The sequence below is a fragment of the Mucilaginibacter corticis genome (assembly GCF_007558865.1).
Lineage (GTDB): Bacteria > Bacteroidota > Bacteroidia > Sphingobacteriales > Sphingobacteriaceae > Mucilaginibacter > Mucilaginibacter corticis.
The window spans coordinates 24,640-46,779 of the sequence record NZ_VLPK01000001.1 but is presented as its reverse complement, the minus strand read 5'-3'; the positions used below and the strand labels follow the sequence as shown (position 1 = coordinate 46,779).

The window sequence follows — 22,140 nt, the reverse complement described above, 5'->3', positions numbered from 1 at the left end:
GTGAATTCTCGTCCAATTATCCAGCCAATTATTCATCAGATCTAATGAATCTATATTATCTATATCCCCTTCATATTAAAAAATTGTAAAATAACCGTAAGTTTAGCCCACTAATTATTAACCGATAATTCTGCCAATTATACTATGCTTAAATTTTTTACATTACGCAATCTTGGTTTATTATTCATCATTGCGCTGCTTGCCTTTAAAGTTGAAGATACCCGCCATAAAAATGACGCTGCCCCAAAATGGGAGCAACTGTTTAACGGGAAAGATATGAGCGGCTGGACACCTAAGATCCGCTATCATGACCTGGGCGATGATTACAAAAACACCTTCAGGGTTGAAAACGGCTTGCTGGAAGTAAGGTATGATCAATATGACCAGTTTAATGAAACCTACGGGCACCTTTTTTATAAAAAGCCGTATTCTTATTATTTAATAGCAGCCGAATACCGTTTTGTTGGCGAACAATGCAAGGGCGGCCCCGGCTGGGCTTTCCGTAACAACGGCATCATGATCCACGGCCAGGCGCCCGAAACCATGAAGAAGGACCAGGATTTCCCAAATTCTATCGAAGTACAGCTATTAGGCGGAGGCGGCAACGGCGAACGCCCTACCGGTAATGTGTGTACACCGGGTACGCAATATGAGCGCGATGGCAAGGTTATTACCCAGCATTGTACAGATTCTAAATCGAAAACCTATAACGGCGATCAGTGGGTTAGGGTAGAGGCCCTGGTGCTTGGCGATTCGCTGGTGGTACATTATGTTAACGGCGAAGAAGTGATCCGTTATCAAAAACCGCAAAGCGACCCGGTTGCGGGCCAGCAGGAAGGTACTTTGCTAAAAAGCGGCAGTATCTCCATACAGGCCGAAAGTCATCCAACTGATTTCAGGAAAATTGAGATCATCGACCTGGAGAAATATGCCAAAGATCCCAAAAAACTAAACCAGGTTATCGCGCAGTTAATGTCGCAAAAAAGAGTAGCAGCCCAATAATAATAATACCACAGAAACAGTATAGATCATGTTTAAAGTAATCATCAGCCTTTTCTCGGCCCTTTTTGCTTTCTTTAGCTCAGGGTTTTTCTTCAACAAGCCCAAAGCCGAATTTGATAACCCACCCGAACTGACCATCACCCGGTTTACCGGACCTGAAATTACCCCAAGCCCGGCCTGCCTGGCAGTAGCCCCAACAGGCGAGGTGTTTGTGGGCGTGGATATGATAGGCTCTTTGGGTAAGGACCCGGGCAAGGGCCGTATCATGAAACTGATAGATACCGATCATGACGGCAAGCCTGATAAACAAACCGAATTTGCAGCGGTTGATAATCCCCGCGGTATTATTGTAAGCGGTGACAAGGTTTATGTATTACATACCACGTTTTCAAAAGAAACCAAAAAAGCTACCGGCATGGCGCTGGTTGTTTTTGAAGATAAGAATGGCGACGGCGTGGCAGACGGACCGGAACAACCGCTGATAGAAAATTTTAGTAACACAAGGTACCTGCAGGAGCGCGGTACAGATCATGCTACCAACGGTATCCGCATGGGTATTGATGGCTGGATCTATGTGGGCGTGGGCGATTTTGGCTTCCATGACGCTGTTGACCGCAGCGGTAAAAAACTAACCATGCTTGGCGGTGGCGTGGTACGTGTGCGTCCTGATGGTACCGGAATGGAAATTTATATGCACGGTACCCGTAACGTTTACGATATTGCCATCGACCCCTTTATGAACATCTTCTCGCGCGAGAATACCAACGACGGCGGGGGATGGAACATACGCTTCTCGCATTTTATCCAGTCGGGCGAGTATGGTTACCCGCTGTTGTTCCAGCATTTTACAGATGAAATTATACCGGCCCTGGTTGACGTGGGCGGAGGCTCAGGCACCGGGTCATTATATATGGATGAGCCTACCTGGCCTGCAAAATATAACAAAGTGCCCATGATGGCCGACTGGGGTCGCAGTATGCTTTATATTCACCGCGTTACGCCCGACGGACCTACGTTTACACAAAAGGATGAAGAATTTATCCAGCTGCCGCAAATTACCGATCTGGATGTTGACGGCTCGGGCAGGTTGTATTTATCTGCCTGGGATGGTGCCGGTTACAGCGGCAGCCCCGGCAAGGGCTATGTGGTAAGGGTAGTACCCAACGACTGGAAATACGTACCGTTTCCGGATCTGCCAAAAATGTCTGAAAAGAAACTGGCAGAAGTGTTGAAGTCGGCAAGTGCTGTAGCGCGTTTAAATGCGTCGCAAGAGCTGTTAAAACGCCCGGCAAAAACGGCTGCCGCTGTCGCCTTAAAAATTGCGGAAGATAAAAGCCTGAGCTTAGAAAGCCGCGTGGCCGGGTTCTATACCTATGCACAGGCTGCAGGCCAAAGCAGTATACCAACCCTGGTAAACTTTACCAAAGAGCCCGCCATGCATGAGTTTGCACTCCGGATATTAGCAGACCGCAAAGAATGGGCGCCCCATGTTTCCATTGAACCATTTTTAGCCGGACTGAAAGACCCCGACCTGCGTGTACAGGCAGCCGCGATTATAGGGCTTGGCCGTTTAGGCTATCCGGCGGCTATCCCTGCCTTGCTGCAGACCAAAGTGCCCGCGTCATTTGTTGCCCCGGGTAAAGACGTAGCCGAAGGGCCGCACGCCACACCAAATTCGCCGATCATTATTCCGCACCTTGCTGTACGTGCTCTGCTGGCTTTAAATGCTACTGATGCCTGCGTGGCCGCAATTGGTACAGAAAACTCAACGCTGGCTTTATGGGCATTGCGTTATATGCATAACCAAACTGCCGTTAACGGTTTAATTGCCGCCTATAAAAATACTGGTGATGTCAATTTAAAACACGAATTATTAGGCAACATAGCACGCCTTTACCGCGAAGAAGCGCCTTACGATGCTTCATGGTGGTGGGGCACACGCCCTGATGCACCCGGCCCGTATTATAATGCAATTACCTGGGACGGATCAGCAGCTATAGAAGCTTTTTTGAAAGGGGAGTGGGATAAGGCCGATGCCGGCGGAAAAGAATACATATCTTACTTAAATACCCGTGATAGAATGGGTATTGCCGCCTTTGGCGTAGAAGAAAAGCCTGTTGTTGCAGAAGCTCCAAAGGTCGACCTTGACAAAGTAAAAAGTATAAAGGGTCAGGTAGGTAAATCTTCTATCGAAGATGTTATGCTGGCCATAGCTAAGATAGAGGGCGATCCGGTAGTAGGCAAGGCGCTGTTTAGCCGCCAGGGTTGCATTAATTGCCACACCTTAGACAAAAGCGAGAAACCTAAGGGACCTTTTATGGGCCAGATAGGGTCTATTATGAACCGTGAACAAATAGCCGAATCTATTTTAAAACCCAGCGCGTCAATATCGCAAGGCTTTGCAACAAACGTGATCAGCGCGAAGGGTAATAAAAACTATATGGGTTTTGTTACGGCAGAAAGCGCCGAGCGCTTAGTTATGCGTGATCTCACAGGTACAGTGTTTACCGTTAACAAAAGCGATATCATCAATCGTAAGGAACTGGAAACCTCCATGATGCCGGTAGGGCTTGCCAACGCGTTGTCGTACGAAGAAATGGCATCCCTGGTAAATTTCTTATCGAAACAGAAAAAGTAATAAAATGATATTTGAATCGGCCCATCCACTAAATGTGGATGGGCTTTTTCGTGTACTTACAAATCCGGCGAATCTGTAATGCGCCAAAGTAAGGTTAAACAAGAAATGGTTTATGCAAACAATTCCGTCACCGGTTTACCCAAGCCATCCGGGGTTGTGTAAAAGGGGCGTTTCTCCACTACATAATGCGTATCGGGCGCTATTCCCAGTGCATGATAAATGCTTTGGTGAACCTGGTCTATCACTATCGGGTTTTCAATGGTTTTACATGGGCGTTCGTCTGCTGTTTTGCCGTAAACGCTGCCTTTTTTAATGCCGCCTCCAAACATCAGCATAGAAACACCATCGGTAAAGTGACGGTGCATGCCGTAGTTTTTAATATCCTGTATAACATCAGGCTGCTGTACCTGCTCAGGCACCTTGGCATCAGGGCGGCCCTCAACCATCATATCACGGCTAAATTCGGTGGCTAAAATAACCAGCGTTCTGTTCAGTCGTCCGTTGCGTTCAAGGTCTTTTATCAGCTGCGCTACAGGTCCGTCTATTTGTTTTTTCATGTCGATGAGGCGGGTATAGCCATTGTCGTGCGTGTCCCAGTTTTTAAACGGTTCGTATTCGGTGGTAACGCTGATAAACCGGGCACCTTGCTCGGTTAACCGGCGCGCCATCAGGCAACCCAACCCAAATTTACCGGTGTTGTATATATCATAACTCTCTTTAGGTTCTAAACTCAGGTCAAAAGCTTTAGCCTCCGGCGATCGTAACAACATATACGCCTGCTCCATTGACCTTTTTAGCGATTCTTTTTGATAATCGCTGCCAAATTCGCCCATCGGGCTTTTGCTGATCAGGTCATTGTACAATTGGTTTCGTTTCTCAAACCTTGAGGACGACATACCTACCGGCGGGCGTACACTTTCTAAGCCGGATGATGGATCAGGCACCACGAACGGACCAAATTCATTACCTAAAAATCCTGCCGTGTGGAAAGCCTTCAGTTCCTGGCCTTCGCCCACGTTGAAGCGCTGGCCAATATCAATGAACGCCGGGATCACGGGGTTTACCGGCCCTAACTCTTTGGCTATCCACGAACCAATGTGCGGTGCTGCTACAGATTGTGGTGGTTTATAACAGGTATGCCAGTGATATTGATGCCTGGAATGCAGGATAGAACCCATATCTGCCGCTACATATGAACGGATCAGCGTGCCTTTATCCATCACTTTCCCGATTGATTGTAACCCCTCAGAAAAATGTATACCGTCTAAAATCGTCGGCATAGATTTAAACGTGCTTAATACGCTGTTAGCCTGCATGCCTTTTGTAAACGGCGTATATTTTTTAGGGTCGAACGTATCGGTATGCGCCATGCCACCGGCCATCCAAAGTAAAATTACGGTATCTGCTGTCGAGTGAAGGCTTTTGCGATTACATGATGACAAAAAAGTACTGAGCGGAACGCTGCCTGCCATAGCGGCCAATGTTGCCGCGCTTGTGTTCTTTAAAAAATCACGTCTGTTCCAGTTCATTTTTTATGAGTTAATGATAAAACATTTAATAGCTAAGAGATAATTTGAAATTCGGGTAATAATACCACCGCCCAAAAGAAATCCTGTATGGCGGCTACACCAGGTGATTTGCCCAGCGCTTTTTTTGCCAGTGCAAACTCTTTCGCTGTCGGTTCACGGGCCAACGCTCTTTGATAGATCTCCCTGATCAGCAAATCGGGGTCACTAAACTTTGTTTTCCATTGTTGAGCGCCCCGCTTCAGCACGTCGTTAAACATACTTCCGTTAGTCAATTCCAGCGCCTGCAGCAAATTAGCCTGCGAATCACGGCTGGTAGCCACCGTCTCGCGGTTCGGCCGGCCCAGCGCGGTTAAATAATTATTATTGGCTACAAGCGATGCCCGTATAAATGTAGGCTTTGCAGCATGCGTAAAGGGATTGTACTTTAAGTTGGAATCTGCAAACATGGGGTAAATAATGCTGCTTACGGCATCGGTAAATTGTTCGGCCGACATCCGCCTCCGCAGCATCCCTTTAAATTTGTAGTCAGGATTACTGATGAGCGCTACTTCCTTAAACCCTACTGATGGTAACTGGTAAGTTTTTGAGGTTGCTATCTGGTAGATCAGGTCTTTCAGATCGGCTTTATTGGCAGAAAAATTAAATGCCAGCCAATCCAGCAAGTCCTGGTCCCAGGGGGCATTGTCCATAACGTCTACCGGCTCAACCATTCCGCGCCCCATCATTTGCGCCCATATGCGGTTTACCATAGTGCGATACAAACGACCATCCTGCGGTTTTAGCAGGTTTTCGGCCAGCTGCCTCCGCTTTTCAGTTACCGGGGCCTTGCTGGTTATGGTGCCCAATTGTGCCCATAACATTTTAGGGTCAACGTATTTTCCGGTGGGTTTATCGCAGCGATTTACCTCTAAGGTGGTATCCGCAAATATATTGGCAAAGCCATAAGCATCGTTCAGTTTCCAATCACTGATGAAACTATTGTGGCACGAGGTACATTTTAAGTTAAGCCCTAAGAATACCTGCGATACATTTTGCGCAGCCTGCATTTCTGTGCGCTGGCTTGAATTGACCACGCCGCGCCACTGTATACCTGCTATAAAACCTTTTGAAGCATCTGTAGGATTGATCAGTTCCGTTACTATCTGATTGTAGGACTTATTACTTTTCAAAGATTTATATAACCAGTCAGTAATATCAAATCTTCCGCCGGTGATATAGCCTGTGCCCGTATAATCGTTTCTTAAGATATCATTCCAAAAGCTAAGCCAGTGCTGGGCGTAGTCGTCGTCCCGGTTTAGTAAAGCCTTCACCCAAATAGCTCTTTTATCGGGTCGTGGATCTTTTTCAAATTTGTCCAGATCGGCAGGGCTGGGCAGTAGCCCAACAATGTCCAGGAAGATTCGCCGCAAATACAACCGGTCATCTACAGGTTTTACCCATTGGATCTTGTTTTTACTAAAATACTGGTTGGTCCAAAGGTCGATAGGGTTGGAGAGGCCTGCGGTGGCCACAGGAAGTGCAGGGTTGCGGGGCTCCAGTTTGGCTACACGGAAAAGACTTGCCTGACTGCCATCTTCAGGCCATGGCGCGCCTTTATTTATCCAGAATTTGATGATGGCGATATCCCTGTCAGCAAGCTTTTTGCCTTTTGCGGGCATAACATCTTTATCATCCGCAGGCAGAGAGATACGGTGGAACAATTCACTTTCAGCAGCGTTGCCGGCTACGATCACCGGGCCGTCTTCGCCGCCTTTAAAGGCCAGGTGCTTGCCATCAAGGCGCAAGCCGCCCTTCATCTTTTCCGCGCTGTGACATTTATAACAATTATGCGCTAAGATGGCCCGTACGTCGGTATTCAATTCAATTTCTTGTTTTTTGGTTAGTTTGGCAGTATCAGATCCTAATGATGCCATGTTGAATTTAGCCGCCGAGGCGGGTGCATAGTCTTTATCCCAGGGCAGGGTACTTGATAAATAATCGTCGCCATGTGTAAGGCTCGCGCCAAAATGACCGGCTACGGCAACGCCAAATGCCGTGATAAATAATACCGCCCGGTAGGCCAGGATACTGCCCTTGCCTTTGCGGATAAAATAAAGCAGGACCAGCACAATCAGGCTAAGCCCCGCGGTAATTAAACCGGTCCACTGGTGTATAGTGAGGGTGTTGCCGCTGTATTCGCCATGGCTGTATAACAACCAACCAAGAAACGCAGAGATCAGCGCGGAAACCGCGCCGGTAATGAGCAATACGTTGATCCCCGGGCGAAACTTTGAATGGTAATTTTTTACGGTAAAAAGCTCCAATAGCGCAGCCAGCAGCAATAAACTTACCGGGAAATGCACTGCCAGCGGATGCAAACGACCCAAAAACTCCCAAAGCCAGAATGCCTTGTGTGACTCCATATAAAAATTGTTAGATATTTTTTAATTGGTTTAAAAGCAGTCAAACCTTGGCATATGCTGTTAGAATATCTCTACGCTTAGGCCAGCGGAATGATTGGATTTGTCAATAATACAACAAACTAAACGTTTTGTATAATTTAGGATCGCTTTTACTGATCGCTTAATCTCTGTTATCGTTCTGAAACAAAAGTATTTGACAACATGGATAACTAAAATAGATTATTTGATATAATTTATGGACTATTTGATATGATTCCTTACCCCCGCACCTGATAGTGCAAGCTCAATGACCGCTATTGAAGTTCTGCTTAAAAGTTTCCTGTCAGACAGTACAGGATGCCATAAATTACTTTAATGTTTATTATTGTAAGTTCAATTAAAAAGTGCTTTAAACTCACAGTTGAAGGCGACTTTAACCTAATTAATACAGTCTAATTATTTAATAGTAATGCGCGTTAACGTTTAAAAATCGTTAAATTAGTATTGCCAATTTAAAAATGCCCCTAAAAGCTATTCATACTGATCAGGAGAAAATTCAGCTTACAAAACTCAAAGCTGGTGAAGAGGCTGCGTTTGATTATTTCTATAAAAACTATAGTTTGATCATTTACAGAAGATTATTAAGATTGGTTAAGATCGACATCATTGCGGATGATCTTCTGCAAAATATATTCATCAGGTTATGGGATAAGCGGCATCTCATTGATCCGGAACGACCATTAAAAGCATATCTTCTGCAAATAACCCAAAACATGGTGATGGACTTTTATCGTGGGGTTGCGCGCGAAAAAAGATTACAATCAGACCTGAAACATCACTTAACAGAAATTTCAGACGACACCGAAGAAAGCCTGATCTTTAAAGAAACCAACCAATTGCTTCAACAGGCAATTGATCATTTACCGGACCAGCAACGTATGGTTTTTACACTTTGTAAAATAGAGGGAAAAAGCTATGACGAGGTTAGTGAATTGTTAGGGATATCCACATCTACCGTAAACGGCCATATTGTTAAAGGCAGCAGAAAAGTCAGGTCATTTTTGTTCAGTACGCATAAAATATTCCTTATTAGCACAACAACAGCAGCCTTAAGCAGCTTAATTAAAATTATTTAATTTTTTTTTCAGCCCGGATAGATGGCAGGCAATCCACAAGCGTATTAGTAGTAAATACCGATCGCAAAATGGAAACCAGCCTGCATCAGCTTTATCAAAAGTTTATTAGCAATACCTGTAATGAGGATGAGCTGGACGCTCTGTTTCATTATTTTAAAACAACTGATAGCGCTGTTTTGCGCGAGCTTGTTGCTGCCGAGCTTGAAAAGGAAGTTGAGGAACCACTGCCCTCTGATAACGAAGTTGAAAAATTAGAAGCGATCCATAAGCAAATTAAACAGCAATTAAGTTCAAGAACAACCAAGCCATCAAAAATATTTTATCGTATAGCCGCCGCGGCTATACTGATCATTTCACTATCTGTTGCAGGCTTGTATGTTATGCAAAGCAAAAAACCGCAAACTGATACAATTGCTGCGGTAAAAACAACGCCCATCGGCCCGGGGCATAAACAAGCTACGCTTACCCTGGCCAATGGCAAAAAGATCCTGGTTACAAATTCGGTTTCGGGGCTGATAGCTTTGCAGGGCAATACATCCATAGCCATTAACAAAGGCATCGGCATTAAATATTCGCCCCGCCTTTCAAAAAATCTTTTAAAGACATCGTATAATACACTTGAAACCGCCCGTGGAGAACAATCACCTTATCCTTTGATCTTGTCTGATGGCACGAAGGTTTGGCTGAATGCCGCGTCGTCTATTACATTTCCAACAGCCTTTACAGGCAATGAGCGTATAGTTAAAGTTGCCGGCGAGGCCTATTTTGAGGTAACCCATGATAAATTACACCCGTTTAAAGTAATTTCTGACAAGCAGGAAATAGCAGTACTGGGTACTCACTTTAACATCAAAAGCTACCCTGATGATCAGACCATCAGCACAACACTTTTGGAAGGCAGCGTAAAGGTAAGAGATCTTTCATCGGGCCAATCCGGCGTTTTAAAACCCGGGCAGCAGTCAAATTTAGACCGTACAAACCGGAAGATAGCTATCTCGACAGTAAATATCGAGGAGATCGTTGCCTGGAAAAACGGCTTTTTTGTATTCGACAATCAAAACATATCCAACATTATGCAGGCCATGAGCCGCTGGTATGATGTTGATGTAAAATTTAAACATCCAAACAATAACGAAAGATTTGGGGGTACGTTTTCACGCTCAACCAATCTGCCTGATATTTTAAACAGTCTTGAAAAAATCGGGAAGGTCCATTTTGAAATAGACAAGCGAAAAATAATTGTAAGCGATTAAGGCTTAAACCATATCACATCCTTTAATAAACCGAAAAATACAACAAACAAAACATTAAACTCAAAAAAACGAAAGGAGTAAATTATAGAAAGAAAAAAACTTAATCCACTGGGATTACCAAAACCAGGAACGTTGGAAGCGCTCCTGGCTTGTCAGTCATGATAGGCTGAATCAGGTAATTAATTATTGAAGCGAACCAATAAAGAACCATTAACCTAATAATCAAATGTACAAAAAATTTACTGAATTATTTTTCAGGAGGGATTTCTATGCAATACCCAATCTGATCTTAAAGATGAAAATAACTTGCGTCCTTCTATTTGTCGTGCTACTGCAGATCCAGGCAAAAAGTGTTGCCCAAAAGGTTAACCTGTCAGTAAAAGACGCGTCGTTATCCACCGTGATATCGAAAATAAAACAACAAACAGACTACGATTTTATTTATAACAACGAAACCGTTGAAGGTGCTAAACCTATTACGGTAAATGCCAAAAACCTTGACCTGAAAAGCATGCTTGACCGCTGCTTTAAGGAACAGCCTTTTGAATACGAGGTTATAAATAAAGTAATAGTACTAACCCGGAAAAAACAACGCCCGTCAGAAATTGAAATTTTAATGCCCGGTATAATAGTCCCGGCGCAAAAAGTATCAGGTACGGTTAAAGATGCCGCTACCGGAGAGACCCTGATCGGGGTATCCATCGGCGTTGAAGGCACAACCACAGGTACCAATACCGATAATAACGGTAACTTCAGTTTAACTGTGCCTTCGGCAGCATCAGTATTGGTGTTTTCTTACCTTGGTTATGAAACCCAAAAGGTAACCGTAAATGATCAAGCCACATTAGACATCAAATTGGTAAAGGCTGAAAACAAGCTGAGCGATGTAGTGGTTGTAGGTTACGGTACAAGGGCAAAAGGCGCCATAACCGGTGCCATATCAACCGTTAAAAGTGATGTGTTTGAAAGCCGCCCCGAAAACAACGTGTTTGACGCTTTGCAGGGGGCTGTTCCCGGGGTTACCATTACCCGGAAAAGCGGGCAGCCAGGTAACCAGGGATATAATTTGCAAGTACGGGGTTATTCGTCTATCAACGGTAATGTGCCCCTGGTACTTATTGATGGTATTCCCGGAGATTTTGGAACACTGAATCCTAATGATATCAGTGAGATTTCCGTGCTAAAAGATGCGGCGGCAGCCATATACGGAGCCCGTGCGGCTGACGGAGTAATTATTGTTACTACTAAAAAAGGTAAAAAAGGCGCACCTGTAGTCCAATATTCGGCAAATGTCGGGCTTAAAACCCCTGCCTATCTTAAAAAGATGATGAATACACTGCAGTTTGCTCATTTTTTGAGCGATGGGTTAGTAAATGCAGGTGTTCCGGGATTCCCGCAATCTGTATTTGACAATATTCAGAACAATGCAGCGCCCGACCTGACAAAGGGCTGGAATTATGGTTTACCTTCTTATCCCTCTTTTTATGGTTATACTGATTGGAATAAAGTGATTTACAAAAATTCCATTCAGCAACTGCATAACATATCTGTTTCGGGCGGTGGCGACAACAATAATTATCTGATCTCTGCCGGGTATAATCGGGATAACGGAAGTTTCAATTACGGTGTCAACTATTCTGACAGGTATAACCTGCGGCTTAACTATGACATTCGTCCTTTTAAAAACCTGAGCGTTGAAACCCGCACCAGTCTTGAAAAAACCGAAACCAAAGATCCGACCATGATTGGTAACGCGCTGCCTAATGTGGTAAGACAATTTCCTTATGCGCCCGTATATAACCAGGTTGGTGAATTTTATGGCTATCAGGGATATGAAAACCCGGCACAATCGCTCTCTGAAGGTGGCGAACATACCTTTGATTTTTCGCGGATCAATACCAACTTCAAGGCAGATTACCATGTTATAGATGGATTGACCCTTACCGGCCAGGCTGCTATCAGGCTTGATTTCTCTGATGATAATGCCATTACCAAAACATTTACCAGGTATAATTATGTGGGAGCGGTACAAGATATCCGGAACACACCTAATTCTGCTACGTACAAAAACAGTCAAACAAATTACAGGCTTTACCAGGTTTATGCGGATTATAACAAGCAATTTGGATCTGACCATAAAATAAACCTGACTGTTGGAACTTCATTGGAACAAACCAACGATAAGGGACAGAGCGTAACCGGTTATAATTTCCCGGGTAACCAAATCTTTACTTTAAACCTGGCAGACAAAACAAGCGCTGCATTTATTAATTATACAGGAAATCTAAGTGACGAAACGTTAAATTCATACTTTGGAAGATTTAGCTATTCTTACAAAGAAAAGCTGATTATTGATGTAACGGGACCTGCGGATGGTAGTTCTAAATTCTCTCCCGATAAACGCTGGAGTTCTTTATTCCCATCAGTCGCATTGGCTTATAATTTATCCAGCGAAAACTTTATCAAAAAACTTGACTTTTTTGATCAGCTAAAAATACGGGCGTCGTGGGGTAAAATGGGTAACCAGGATATCACCAGTTTAGGGCTTTTTGACTATATTCCATTAATTACTGTACCAACGCTCAATCCTAACAATAACAATAATCCATATATCTACCCTTTGGGTTCGCCAAATGTCAGCGTACCGGGCGCAGCGGCCAATCCTGCGTCAGCTAACCGTACATGGGAAACCATCGAGAACAAGAACATTGGTTTAGATGTACAAATACTGAGATCACGCCTTACTTTCTCATTTGACTATTTTAACAAAACTAACAATGACATGCTGGTTAATATAGCGGTACCCGCAACTTACGGCGGTACTGCACCTACCTCTAACCAGGGTAAGCTGGCTACAAAAGGATTTGAAACTACGATAAACTGGAAGGATCATATTAATGATTTCAGGTATAGCATTGCCGTGCAATTAAGCGATAATACCAATAAACTTGTCGCATTGGCAAATACAGATAGCTATTCTGAAGGAAAAAATCAATTCAGGCAAGGATACCCCATCAATTCATACTTCGGCTATGTGTATGATGGTATAATTAAAACACAGGCCCAATTAGATAATTATAAAAAATTACAGGGGGTGCCGGCACACGTAGCTATCGGCGATGTAATGTATAAAGATGTTGATGGGGATGGAAAACTGACCGAGTTTGGCGATAAATCAAAGGGGCTTAACGGTGATATGGTTTATCTTGGCAACGCTAATCCACGCTATACCTATTCATCAAACATCAATTTAGGGTATAAGCAATTTGACCTTAGTATTTTCATACAAGGTGTTGGTAAACGTAACATACAGTACGGTGGTCCTTTAGCTACGCCGAACGCTTTCTTTTGGCCAACATTAGCTTACTATTATAACAAAACCTATTCGGCTGCTAACCCTAACGCTCAATATCCGCGTTATTTACCCGGAAGTGTTGGGTTTGATGACGTGAGGGGATACGATTACCATACGTCTTCACTTACCATGCAAAATGATGCTTACCTGAGGTTTAAGGTAATCACTTTGTCCTATACGCTACCGGCATCTGTTATAAATGCTGTCAAAATAAAATCTGCTCGCATCTATTTCAGCGGTCAGGATCTGTTCACGATCTCAAAAGGTACGCTTGGCGGCAATTATGATCCGGAGGATGGTAATATGGATGAAAGCACTTATCCTTTTAACAAGGTTTATTCATTGGGCTTAGATATAAAATTTTAAACAGAATGACCATGAAATCAAATAAGATATTATATAACACAACTTTATTCAAGGTGTATGCGGCTACGATGATGATCATTGTAACCGTGTGCTGGACAAGTTGCAAAAAACAACTTAACCTTATTTCCCAGGATTCAATTACCGACGCTACATTCTGGAAAACATCTGGCGATTTTAAATTGGCCGCCAATAACCTGTACAATGGATTGGACAGATTTGGCTTTGAAGATACGCAGTCGGACATCGCCTACAATAATCCTAACACCGTCAGCAACGGGCAACTCCAGGTTTCTGAAACATCAAGCACCTGGACAAACAGCTATACATTTATCAGGGCATGTAATAATATATTGGCGCATGGTGCGTCATTTACCGACGCCGATACTAAAAAATATGTAGCCGAGGCCAAATTTTTCCGCGCCTGGTACTACTGGAAACTGATGGAATTATACGGCGGCGTACCATTAATTACAACTGTGTTGGGTACTAATGACCCGGCTTTGTTTACGCCAAGGTCAACCCAGTCGCAAACTGCCGATTTTATATTAAAAGACCTTAATGATGCCGTTGCGGATCTGCCTATACAATCAGACCTGTCAAGCCCGGATATTGGCCGCATTACCAAAGGGGCCGCGTTGTCTTTAGCTGCCAGGGTGGCTTTATATGAAGGTACATGGGAAAAGTACAGGGGGCAGGCAGATGCCACTACCTATTTAACTGCTGCTATAACCGCCTCAAGCGCGGTAATAAACAGCGGTACTTACGCTTTGTACACCGGCAGCGGGGCGCAAAGCTACCGGTACAATTTCATTGAGGCGGGCGATGACTCTAAAGAATGTATTCTTGACCGCAGGTATGCCAGGAATATTATAGGCCATGACATGCCTTATGAATATGACGGTACCGGTTATAACCCAACCAAGAAATTGGCAGATCTGTATTTAGATACTGCCGGGGTGCCAATTACCAGCCCGGGTACTGTATTTAAAGGTTATGCGACGATGATATCCGAGTTTCAGCAACGCGACCCGAGAATGACAATGACAATGATCATCCCCGGTACACTAACCAATCGCGTATTTTTTGCGACAACCAAGGTTGCTAATTATCCCGATAAACCGCAGCGTAACCCAAATACAGGGTATATATTGTATAAATATATGTCAGAAGATCCTATCGCCAATAACTCCGGCGCGTTAGGGGATGCCAGTTTGTTCGATTATGATAAGCATCTTATCCGTTATGCTGAAGTATTGTTGATATATGCCGAGGCTACGTTTGAAAAAAATGGCTCAATTGGAGATGCGGACCTTAACTTGTCTATCAACAAAATTCGCGACCGGGTTAATATGCCGCATTTAACCAATGCTTTTGTAGGGGCTCATAGTTTGGATATGCTGACAGAGATCCGCAGGGAAAGAACCGTTGAACTTGCATTAGAAGGGTTTCGTTATGATGACGTAAGGCGTTGGAAAACCGCAGAAACCGAGTTCCCGCAGGATATTAAGGGGGTTAAAATCAAGGGGTCGACCTGGCAAACTTACCCGCTATACAGTCAGGCAGTGTATCAAAGTAAAACGGATGCTAACGGATTTATGATAGCTGAAACCGGCCGTACCTTTGATCCGAATAAAAATTATTTACAGCCATTACCAACTAAAGAGGTTGCCTTTTACCAGGCAAGTGGGCATACGCTTACGCAAAACCCCGGCTGGTAAACTTAATATTGCACCTGCTAAATGTATAATAATTGAAATTTAAAAATGAAGAGAATCCGCTATCAAAGGCGGATTCTCTATTATTATATTTATAAAATTTAAAGTTAAAAAGATGGCCTGTAAAAGCTTAAAATATGTATTTGATATTCATGTTCGATTAGCAATTATGCTGTCGGTTTTTTTTGTTATTCTTTTCAGTTTAAGCACAACTGCCCAGCAAGTACCGGCAGGTACCATTAACCGTAAATTGGTAGTAACCCGCCATAACATTAAAATATCAACTATAAAAAGTGATGGGCCAACCCAGGTAGGCAACGGGCATTTTGCTTATAATTTTGACATCACAGGGATGCAGACATTTAACCAATCATTCACCACGATGGCTGATTGGGGCTGGCATAGTTTCCCATTGCCGGCAGGAACTACAGCTGCTTCGTTTGAAAAAACCTTAGTAAATACTTATGGCCGGATGGTTCCGTACGATCTGCCAAACGAAAGTCAGAAACAATTGTCTGACTGGGTTGAGGGCAACCCGCATAAGTTTAATTTGGGCCGGATTGGCTTGTTGATCAAAAAGAAAGATGGAACTACCGCTGTGATCACAGACTTAACTCATGCAAGCCAAAACATCAATTTATGGTCCGGAATTGTTGAAAGCAGTTTTGAAGTTGAAGGGCACAAAGTAAAAGTTATCACCGTTTGCGGCGACAAAGATATACTGGGTTTTAAAATAGTATCTGACTTGTTGAAAGATGGACGGCTTAGTGTTTTTGTTGAATTTCCGTATGCGGCAAAAGGTTCTGTTGGCAACGGATCTGATTATGATAGCCCATTAGCACATCAAACAGAAATGCTGACAAAAGGCAGCAATACTATTGTTTTTAAACGTATTGTTGACAGTACCAAATATTCTGTAGCCTGTAAATGGACAGGTAGCACCAGGGTTATTAAAGAAAAGGCTCACCGTTATTTAATTTTAGCTAAAACAGGCAGTACGCAGGCAGAATACGTTTTCAATTTTTCATCTACCTCGGCTGACTACAACGTACCGACATTTGCGTTACTGCAACTACAAAGCGATTCGCGTTGGCCGGCGTTTTGGAAAAGCGGGGCGGCTGTTGATCTTTCAGAAAGCAAAGATCAGCGTTGGTTTGAACTGGAAAGGCGGATCGTACTGTCTCAGTACGATATGATGATCAATGCCGGTGGAAATTACCCTCCCGGCGAATCGGGTTTGGTAACCAATAACTGGTATAACAGGTTCCATTACGAAATGTATTGGTGGCATGAAGCCCATTACGCACTTTGGGACAGATGGGATATCCTTGATCGCAGCCTCCATGTTTATGCAGATAATCTTAAAAGGTCTGAAGATCGGGCTAAAAGCCAGGGCTATGAAGGTGCCCGGTGGCCAAAATGTACCGGGCCTAACGGCACCGAATGGCCTCACCCTATACATGCCTGGTTAATCTGGCAGCAACCACATCCTATTTTCTTTGCTGATTTAGACTACAGGGCACACCCCAACAAAAATACGTTGCTAAAATGGAGGGACATTGTTGGCGCATCCGCCGATTTTATGGCTTCTTACGCCCACTATGACAGTGTACGGAATAAATTTGTTTTAGGGCCACCGTTATATGTAGTTTCAGAAAATAACGACCCCAAAACCACTATTAATCCAATGTTTGAATTGGCCTACTGGCGTTTTGGACTTGCCACTGCACAAAAATGGTTTGCGGATTTAAAGTTACCGGAGAATCCAAAATGGAAATCAGTACAGGAGAATTTAGCGCCGATGCCCGTGCAGGATGGTTTATATGTATCCTGGGAAAATATTCAAAACATGTGGACCAAATATAATTATGAGCACCCTGGACTGACAGGAGCTTTTGGCATGTTGCCCGGTAACGGTGTGGATACCGGCATAATGGACAAGACATTTAAAAAGGTACAATCAGTTTGGCGATATGATGGAATGTGGGGCTGGGATTTTGGCCTGTTAGCCATGACTGCCGCGCGCTTAGGACGTCCGGACGATGCTGTGAATATTTTGCTTGACAAATCTCCAAAGTTTGGATTCGATGAGCATGGCTATATAGGTGGCGGGAACCCTTATCCGTATTTTCCGTCAAACGGCAGCCTGCTTTATGCCGTAGCCATGATGACTGCCGGTTGGGATGGCGATAAAGGGGTAAAAGAACCGGGCTGGCCAACTGATGGATCATGGAAAATTAAATGGGAAAGCTTAAAAAAAGCTCCCTAATAATATAAAGTGCCTGTTTTAAAAAATCAGCAGTGTAGCTGTAAACTAATTAATAATAATTCAAATGAGATTCAGATCAACAGTTCAATTAATCACGCTTTTATTGATCGCATTTTTTAGCGCTAAAGGGCAAGGTGGCCTTTCAGGTAAGGTAACAACACTGATGGGCCATCGTTTCCTTACATTTAACACGGTTATCCGGGTAAACCAGATAGAGGTGGCCCGAAACAGGAATGTAGGAGAAGACGAACGTAAGGACCATACACCCCAAAGGGTTATAGCTTTCAGGAAAGCTATTGCCGATGCCATCCCCGATGCAAAAATTACCTGGTCTTTTAGCTGGCTGGCATTGAATGATACCACTGCGGATTACAGGGAGATAAGAAGACTGGTGGTGGGCTATCACCGCCAATATGGTGATGATATTACCTTTATCCCCGGTGCATATTTTGCTAACGCGTACAATACCACCGACCAGGTTAATAAAGACCTGCATGATGCTTTGCAAATCATTCAAAAAATGGTAGGCGGCGGATATCGCCCTTTAAGTATAGTTGCCGGATTTATGTCTTCAGAAAACCAGCAATATTTGGCCGAAAAAGAAAATATACATGTTTGCCAGGGAAATATCTGGAGCCAGTTCAGTATTGACAACCAGGATGGTGATGGGTCTGTTTGTTATCCTTATTATCCTTCAACAGAGCATTTTTGCAAACCGGCTCAAAACAAAAATGATTTTATAGATTGTGTTAATTTAGATGGCTGGACAGTTGATTTCCTTGCCGGCAGAAGAAAAGGGTTTGAAGGTGGCTTTAACAGCCGCATGGGAGTAGGGCCGATAGAAACTGTTTATAAATATGGAAAGGAAAAGGGATTAGCCGAAATGATGCATAGTACAGCAATCCACTTTGACGAGGGTTATAAATTAAATGGCTTTGCCTGGGTTACCAATTGCTGGGAACTTTCACTGCCGATAGATGTTAGCTCATTAACCGACTGGCTGTCCGCTATAAAAAAACGCTGGCCTGATGTTAAAGTGATTACTCAGGGTGAGTTTGGTTTGCTATGGAGGGCACATTACAAAACCAATAGTTTTGATTACAAGTTTGTAGAAAAAGGTTCGGGCATAGGTGGATCTGATGCGGACAAGGAAATCAAATGGTTTATGAATAAAGATTTTCGTTTAGCACTACTAAAAAATATAGATCAACCCGCACCTGCAAAAGTGATCGATTTTACCAACTATACGCTTCGCGCAAAAGAACCGGCAGAAATGACGCGTAAATGGAGTCTGTTAGGAGAAATAAACCAAAAGCAATCACGCCCACAGGACAAGCCTAAACCACTTGATTCGCTTTCAACCCAAGCAAGAGAATTAATAGCCAAGCGCTACAAAAATTTAGCCCAATAAATAAAATTCGATAACAATTATATTAAAAAAGCCCCTCTAATTGCTTAGAGAGGCTTTTCTAGTGATCCCGCTGGGACTATTACCTTTGTTATTTATAATATCGATATTGGTTAAGTTAATTGCTATTTGAACTTAAAAAGTAAATTTAAAATAAGATAAAGCAAAATAAAATGAAACCAGATAAAAAATAACCGACAACAAAAACGACAACATATAAATAATTGACTTAACTTTGTATTGCGTAATCAAATCTATATGGCAATCAAGGATATCAAACCTGTAAAGATTAATTTCAATCTTCGCGATCAGCTAAATAAGGATAAGGACACTGCAATTCACTGTGTTGTTCGGTTTAATAATCAAAAAATAGTTATATCAAGTGTAGAAGCTGTGAAACCCAAATATTGGGATGGGGACAGGCAACGCGCAAAAGCCAGCAGGCAATTTCCTGAATATCCTGAATTTAATCAGCGTCTTGACGAAATTGAAGCCACAGTTAAAACAGTTTATCGTACCTATATTTCTGAATACAAGCAGTACCCTACAACTGATGAATTAAAGCTTCGAATAAAAATGGCCTTGTCCGATCAAGGCTGGGAGGCCAAGCCTGTAAAAATTACGTTGTTAAAATTTGTCGAACAACTTATAGCAGACACTAAAGGCGGTAAACGCATTAATCCAAAAACCAAGCAGCGTTTCGCGCCTGATTCGCACAAAGCCTATCAGAATACTTTACGTGCTTTAGAACGCTTTGAAAAGCACGTAAAAATCAAATTAGATTTTGACGCGATTAACCTGGAATTTTATAATGATTTCAAGGACTATTTGCTGAATGAGGAAAAAGTATCTAACAATTACTTTGGACTTCATATAAAGAACATAAAGCTATTTTTAAATGAGAGCTTTGAAATAGGACTGCACAATAATCAAAAACACAATCATAAGCACTTTACTAAGCTGCAAAATGAGACCGACAACATTTATCTTAATCGTGAACAACTGGAGGTGCTTACAAACCTTGATCTTTCTAAAAATGCCCGCTTAGATCGCGTAAGAGACCTGTTTTTAGTAGGATGCTGGACAGGTCTCCGTTTCTCTGATTTTAACGCCATAGGGCCTAAAAACATTCAAGGCGACTTTATAGAGATTGAGACTCAAAAGACAGGAGAGACAGTTGTAATCCCCATCCATCAAACAATTAAAACTATTTTGGGAAAATATGAAGGTTTAACTCCAAACTCCCTGCCGCCATCGATATCAAATGTCAACATGAATAAGTATCTAAAAGAACTTGCAAAAGAAGCTAAGTTTAACGATTTGCAGCAAATAAGATTTTATAAAGGCGGAAAGGTTATTGTGGAAAACATAGAGACTAACGAATTAATATCTACCCACACTGCGCGGCGCTCATTTGCAACCAATATGCACTTAATGGGGGTGCCTTCGATTAATATTATGGGTATTACCGGTCACTGTACAGAAAAAGCATTTTTGAAATATATAAAAGTTACACCTAAGGAACACGCAGTTAAGTTGCGTGAGATTTGGAGTAGAATGGCATTGAAGGTAGTTGAGGTTTAAAAATACAAACTAAAGAATTTTACCTGACTATAATTTAGCGACCTTGGGTTGACAAATAATTGGAATATGTAAATGCTAAATCAATTGCTATTATGAAAATGATCGATTGTTGAAATTGTGCTTCCCTATATAATCATTTCATAAAATAGTATTTCCGCAATTAAATCAGTCTATCTAAAAAAACAGTATTTTTACCCTCAGGTGCTGTGCACCAAAGAAATTTATTTTATTAGCGTTAAGCTAAGTTCTTGCGACGAAAACTGGTAATTTTTAAAAGGCAAAGGACGAAGTGGATACGCTCACGCTATGCGTGGGCTATTACTTTGTTATGCCTTGGGTATACCAGTACCTCGTCGCGGACAGGTTTTAGTCCCACGCTAATTTTTTTAACTAAAGCTGATAGGGACTTAAGGCATTTACATTATTTATGTGGAGCTTTTTATCCAGCAGTAAAGTTGATCAGTTATTAACTGACGCGCGTTCCTCTCAGGAAAAATTATCGTCTCTTCAGTTAGATCCGGTTCAAAAAGCATTTGCTGATATTTCTTTAAATCTTTTAACTAATAAAGAATTAAAGCGCTATACTTATTTAGCGAATACCTTTACCAGGGTGCCAATTTCTGAAGTAAACAACTTTCTTGATGCTGTTTATCGACGTATTTATTCCCAAAGCTCAACAAGATTTTTTACAACACTTTTCGAAAGAATACTAATTCGGTGTACACTGATAGGGGTATTGCTTCTAATGATAAGTGGCTTTCGTAATATTAATTACTATTCCATTGGTAGTTTTAGCATATTGTTTGGTGCCATCTTGCTTTTTTGGCTGGAATGTAAAAAAAAGGCCTACTGGACCTTTTGTATAATTAACAAAAGAATGGCTACCATGAACAAGTCATTATGATGGGGCTGTAGAGCCTTCTAAAAGCCGCTTCAAGCGATTGTTTATTTGAAAACGATTAGCAGTGCCATATTTATGAAAAGTGGCAAATTGCATGATTTGTCCGGCTAAAATGTCAAACTCAATTTTGGGGGATGTTTGATAGCCACGACTTAGTGTAAGTATTTAATAGTTGTTTTCCTCTTTCAGTTATCAAATATACCGCCGGCTTATTCCGGACGCCTACACACCACATTTCTATTGCGCCGCAATTAACAAGTTTCCGTATTCCCAATCGTACTTGTTGTAAGTTCATCTCTACAAACTGTTGTTGAACTTGGTATGGGTTAAAAGTCGGTACCGAATTAGCAAATAATAAGATTTCGAGATGCGTTCTGTGTAAACCTGTCTCTTTTCTGAAGATACTATTCACCCTTCTTTGATTAAGAATAAAATCATTTATGTGGAGATTAAAATCGTTTTTCATGTTGAGAGAGCCTATTACGCAAATTTATGCAATAATAGGCAAGGTAAGATTTCTGAATACTTGCTACACTTTATTTAATAATGGGGTTTAAGACCCCTTTTATCAACTGTCGCAAATGTGATTGTTAATTTGTTCTG

General features: G+C 42.5%; 11 protein-coding genes. 9 read left to right on the top strand and 2 right to left on the bottom strand.

What is annotated here, in order from left to right:
- Positions 1-144: 144 nt before the first annotated feature.
- Positions 145-1,002, top strand: a complete 858-nt coding sequence (locus tag FO440_RS00185; protein ID WP_144246216.1) for a 3-keto-disaccharide hydrolase — start codon at positions 145-147, stop codon at positions 1,000-1,002.
- A gap of 28 nt (positions 1,003-1,030) precedes the next feature.
- On the top strand, positions 1,031-3,640 hold the full coding sequence (locus tag FO440_RS00180) for a DUF7133 domain-containing protein (RefSeq protein ID WP_144246215.1): 2,610 nt from the start codon (positions 1,031-1,033) through the stop codon (positions 3,638-3,640).
- Positions 3,641-3,750: 110 nt separating this feature from the next.
- Here FO440_RS00180 and FO440_RS00175 read toward each other — a convergent pair whose 3' ends face one another.
- Positions 3,751-5,169, bottom strand: a complete 1,419-nt coding sequence (locus tag FO440_RS00175) for a DUF1501 domain-containing protein (RefSeq protein WP_144246214.1) — start codon at positions 5,167-5,169, stop codon at positions 3,751-3,753.
- A gap of 32 nt (positions 5,170-5,201) precedes the next feature.
- The gene (locus tag FO440_RS00170) at positions 5,202-7,571 is read right to left on the bottom strand and encodes a DUF1549 domain-containing protein (protein WP_144246213.1); all 2,370 of its coding nucleotides are present in this window, start codon (positions 7,569-7,571) and stop codon (positions 5,202-5,204) included.
- A 497-nt stretch (positions 7,572-8,068) separates the two neighbouring features.
- Between FO440_RS00170 and FO440_RS00165 the strand changes: the two genes are divergently transcribed.
- The 7 genes from FO440_RS00165 (at position 8,069) to FO440_RS00135 (ending at position 20,636) form a co-directional block, all read left to right on the top strand.
- Positions 8,069-8,686 carry an RNA polymerase sigma factor gene (locus tag FO440_RS00165; protein WP_144246212.1) on the top strand — a complete coding sequence of 206 codons (618 nt, stop codon included), beginning with the start codon at positions 8,069-8,071 and terminating at the stop codon, positions 8,684-8,686.
- Between the two features lie 68 nt (positions 8,687-8,754).
- Complete coding sequence (locus FO440_RS00160; protein ID WP_144246211.1) at positions 8,755-9,939, top strand: FecR family protein; 1,185 nt, start codon at positions 8,755-8,757, stop codon at positions 9,937-9,939.
- A 226-nt stretch (positions 9,940-10,165) separates the two neighbouring features.
- Complete coding sequence (locus tag FO440_RS00155; protein ID WP_144246210.1) at positions 10,166-13,660, top strand: SusC/RagA family TonB-linked outer membrane protein; 3,495 nt, start codon at positions 10,166-10,168, stop codon at positions 13,658-13,660.
- 11 nt (positions 13,661-13,671) lie between these two features.
- Positions 13,672-15,378: a RagB/SusD family nutrient uptake outer membrane protein gene (locus FO440_RS00150; protein ID WP_186292534.1), complete on the top strand. Its 1,707-nt coding sequence runs from the start codon at positions 13,672-13,674 to the stop codon at positions 15,376-15,378.
- Between the two features lie 166 nt (positions 15,379-15,544).
- Entirely contained in the window at positions 15,545-17,644 is a 2,100-nt protein-coding gene (locus FO440_RS00145; RefSeq protein WP_222103913.1) for a hypothetical protein, read from the top strand.
- Between the two features lie 64 nt (positions 17,645-17,708).
- Complete coding sequence (locus FO440_RS00140) at positions 17,709-19,055, top strand: DUF3863 domain-containing protein (RefSeq protein ID WP_144246207.1); 1,347 nt, start codon at positions 17,709-17,711, stop codon at positions 19,053-19,055.
- A 255-nt stretch (positions 19,056-19,310) separates the two neighbouring features.
- Entirely contained in the window at positions 19,311-20,636 is a 1,326-nt protein-coding gene (locus FO440_RS00135; protein WP_144246206.1) for a site-specific integrase, read from the top strand.
- Positions 20,637-22,140 lie beyond the last annotated feature (1,504 nt).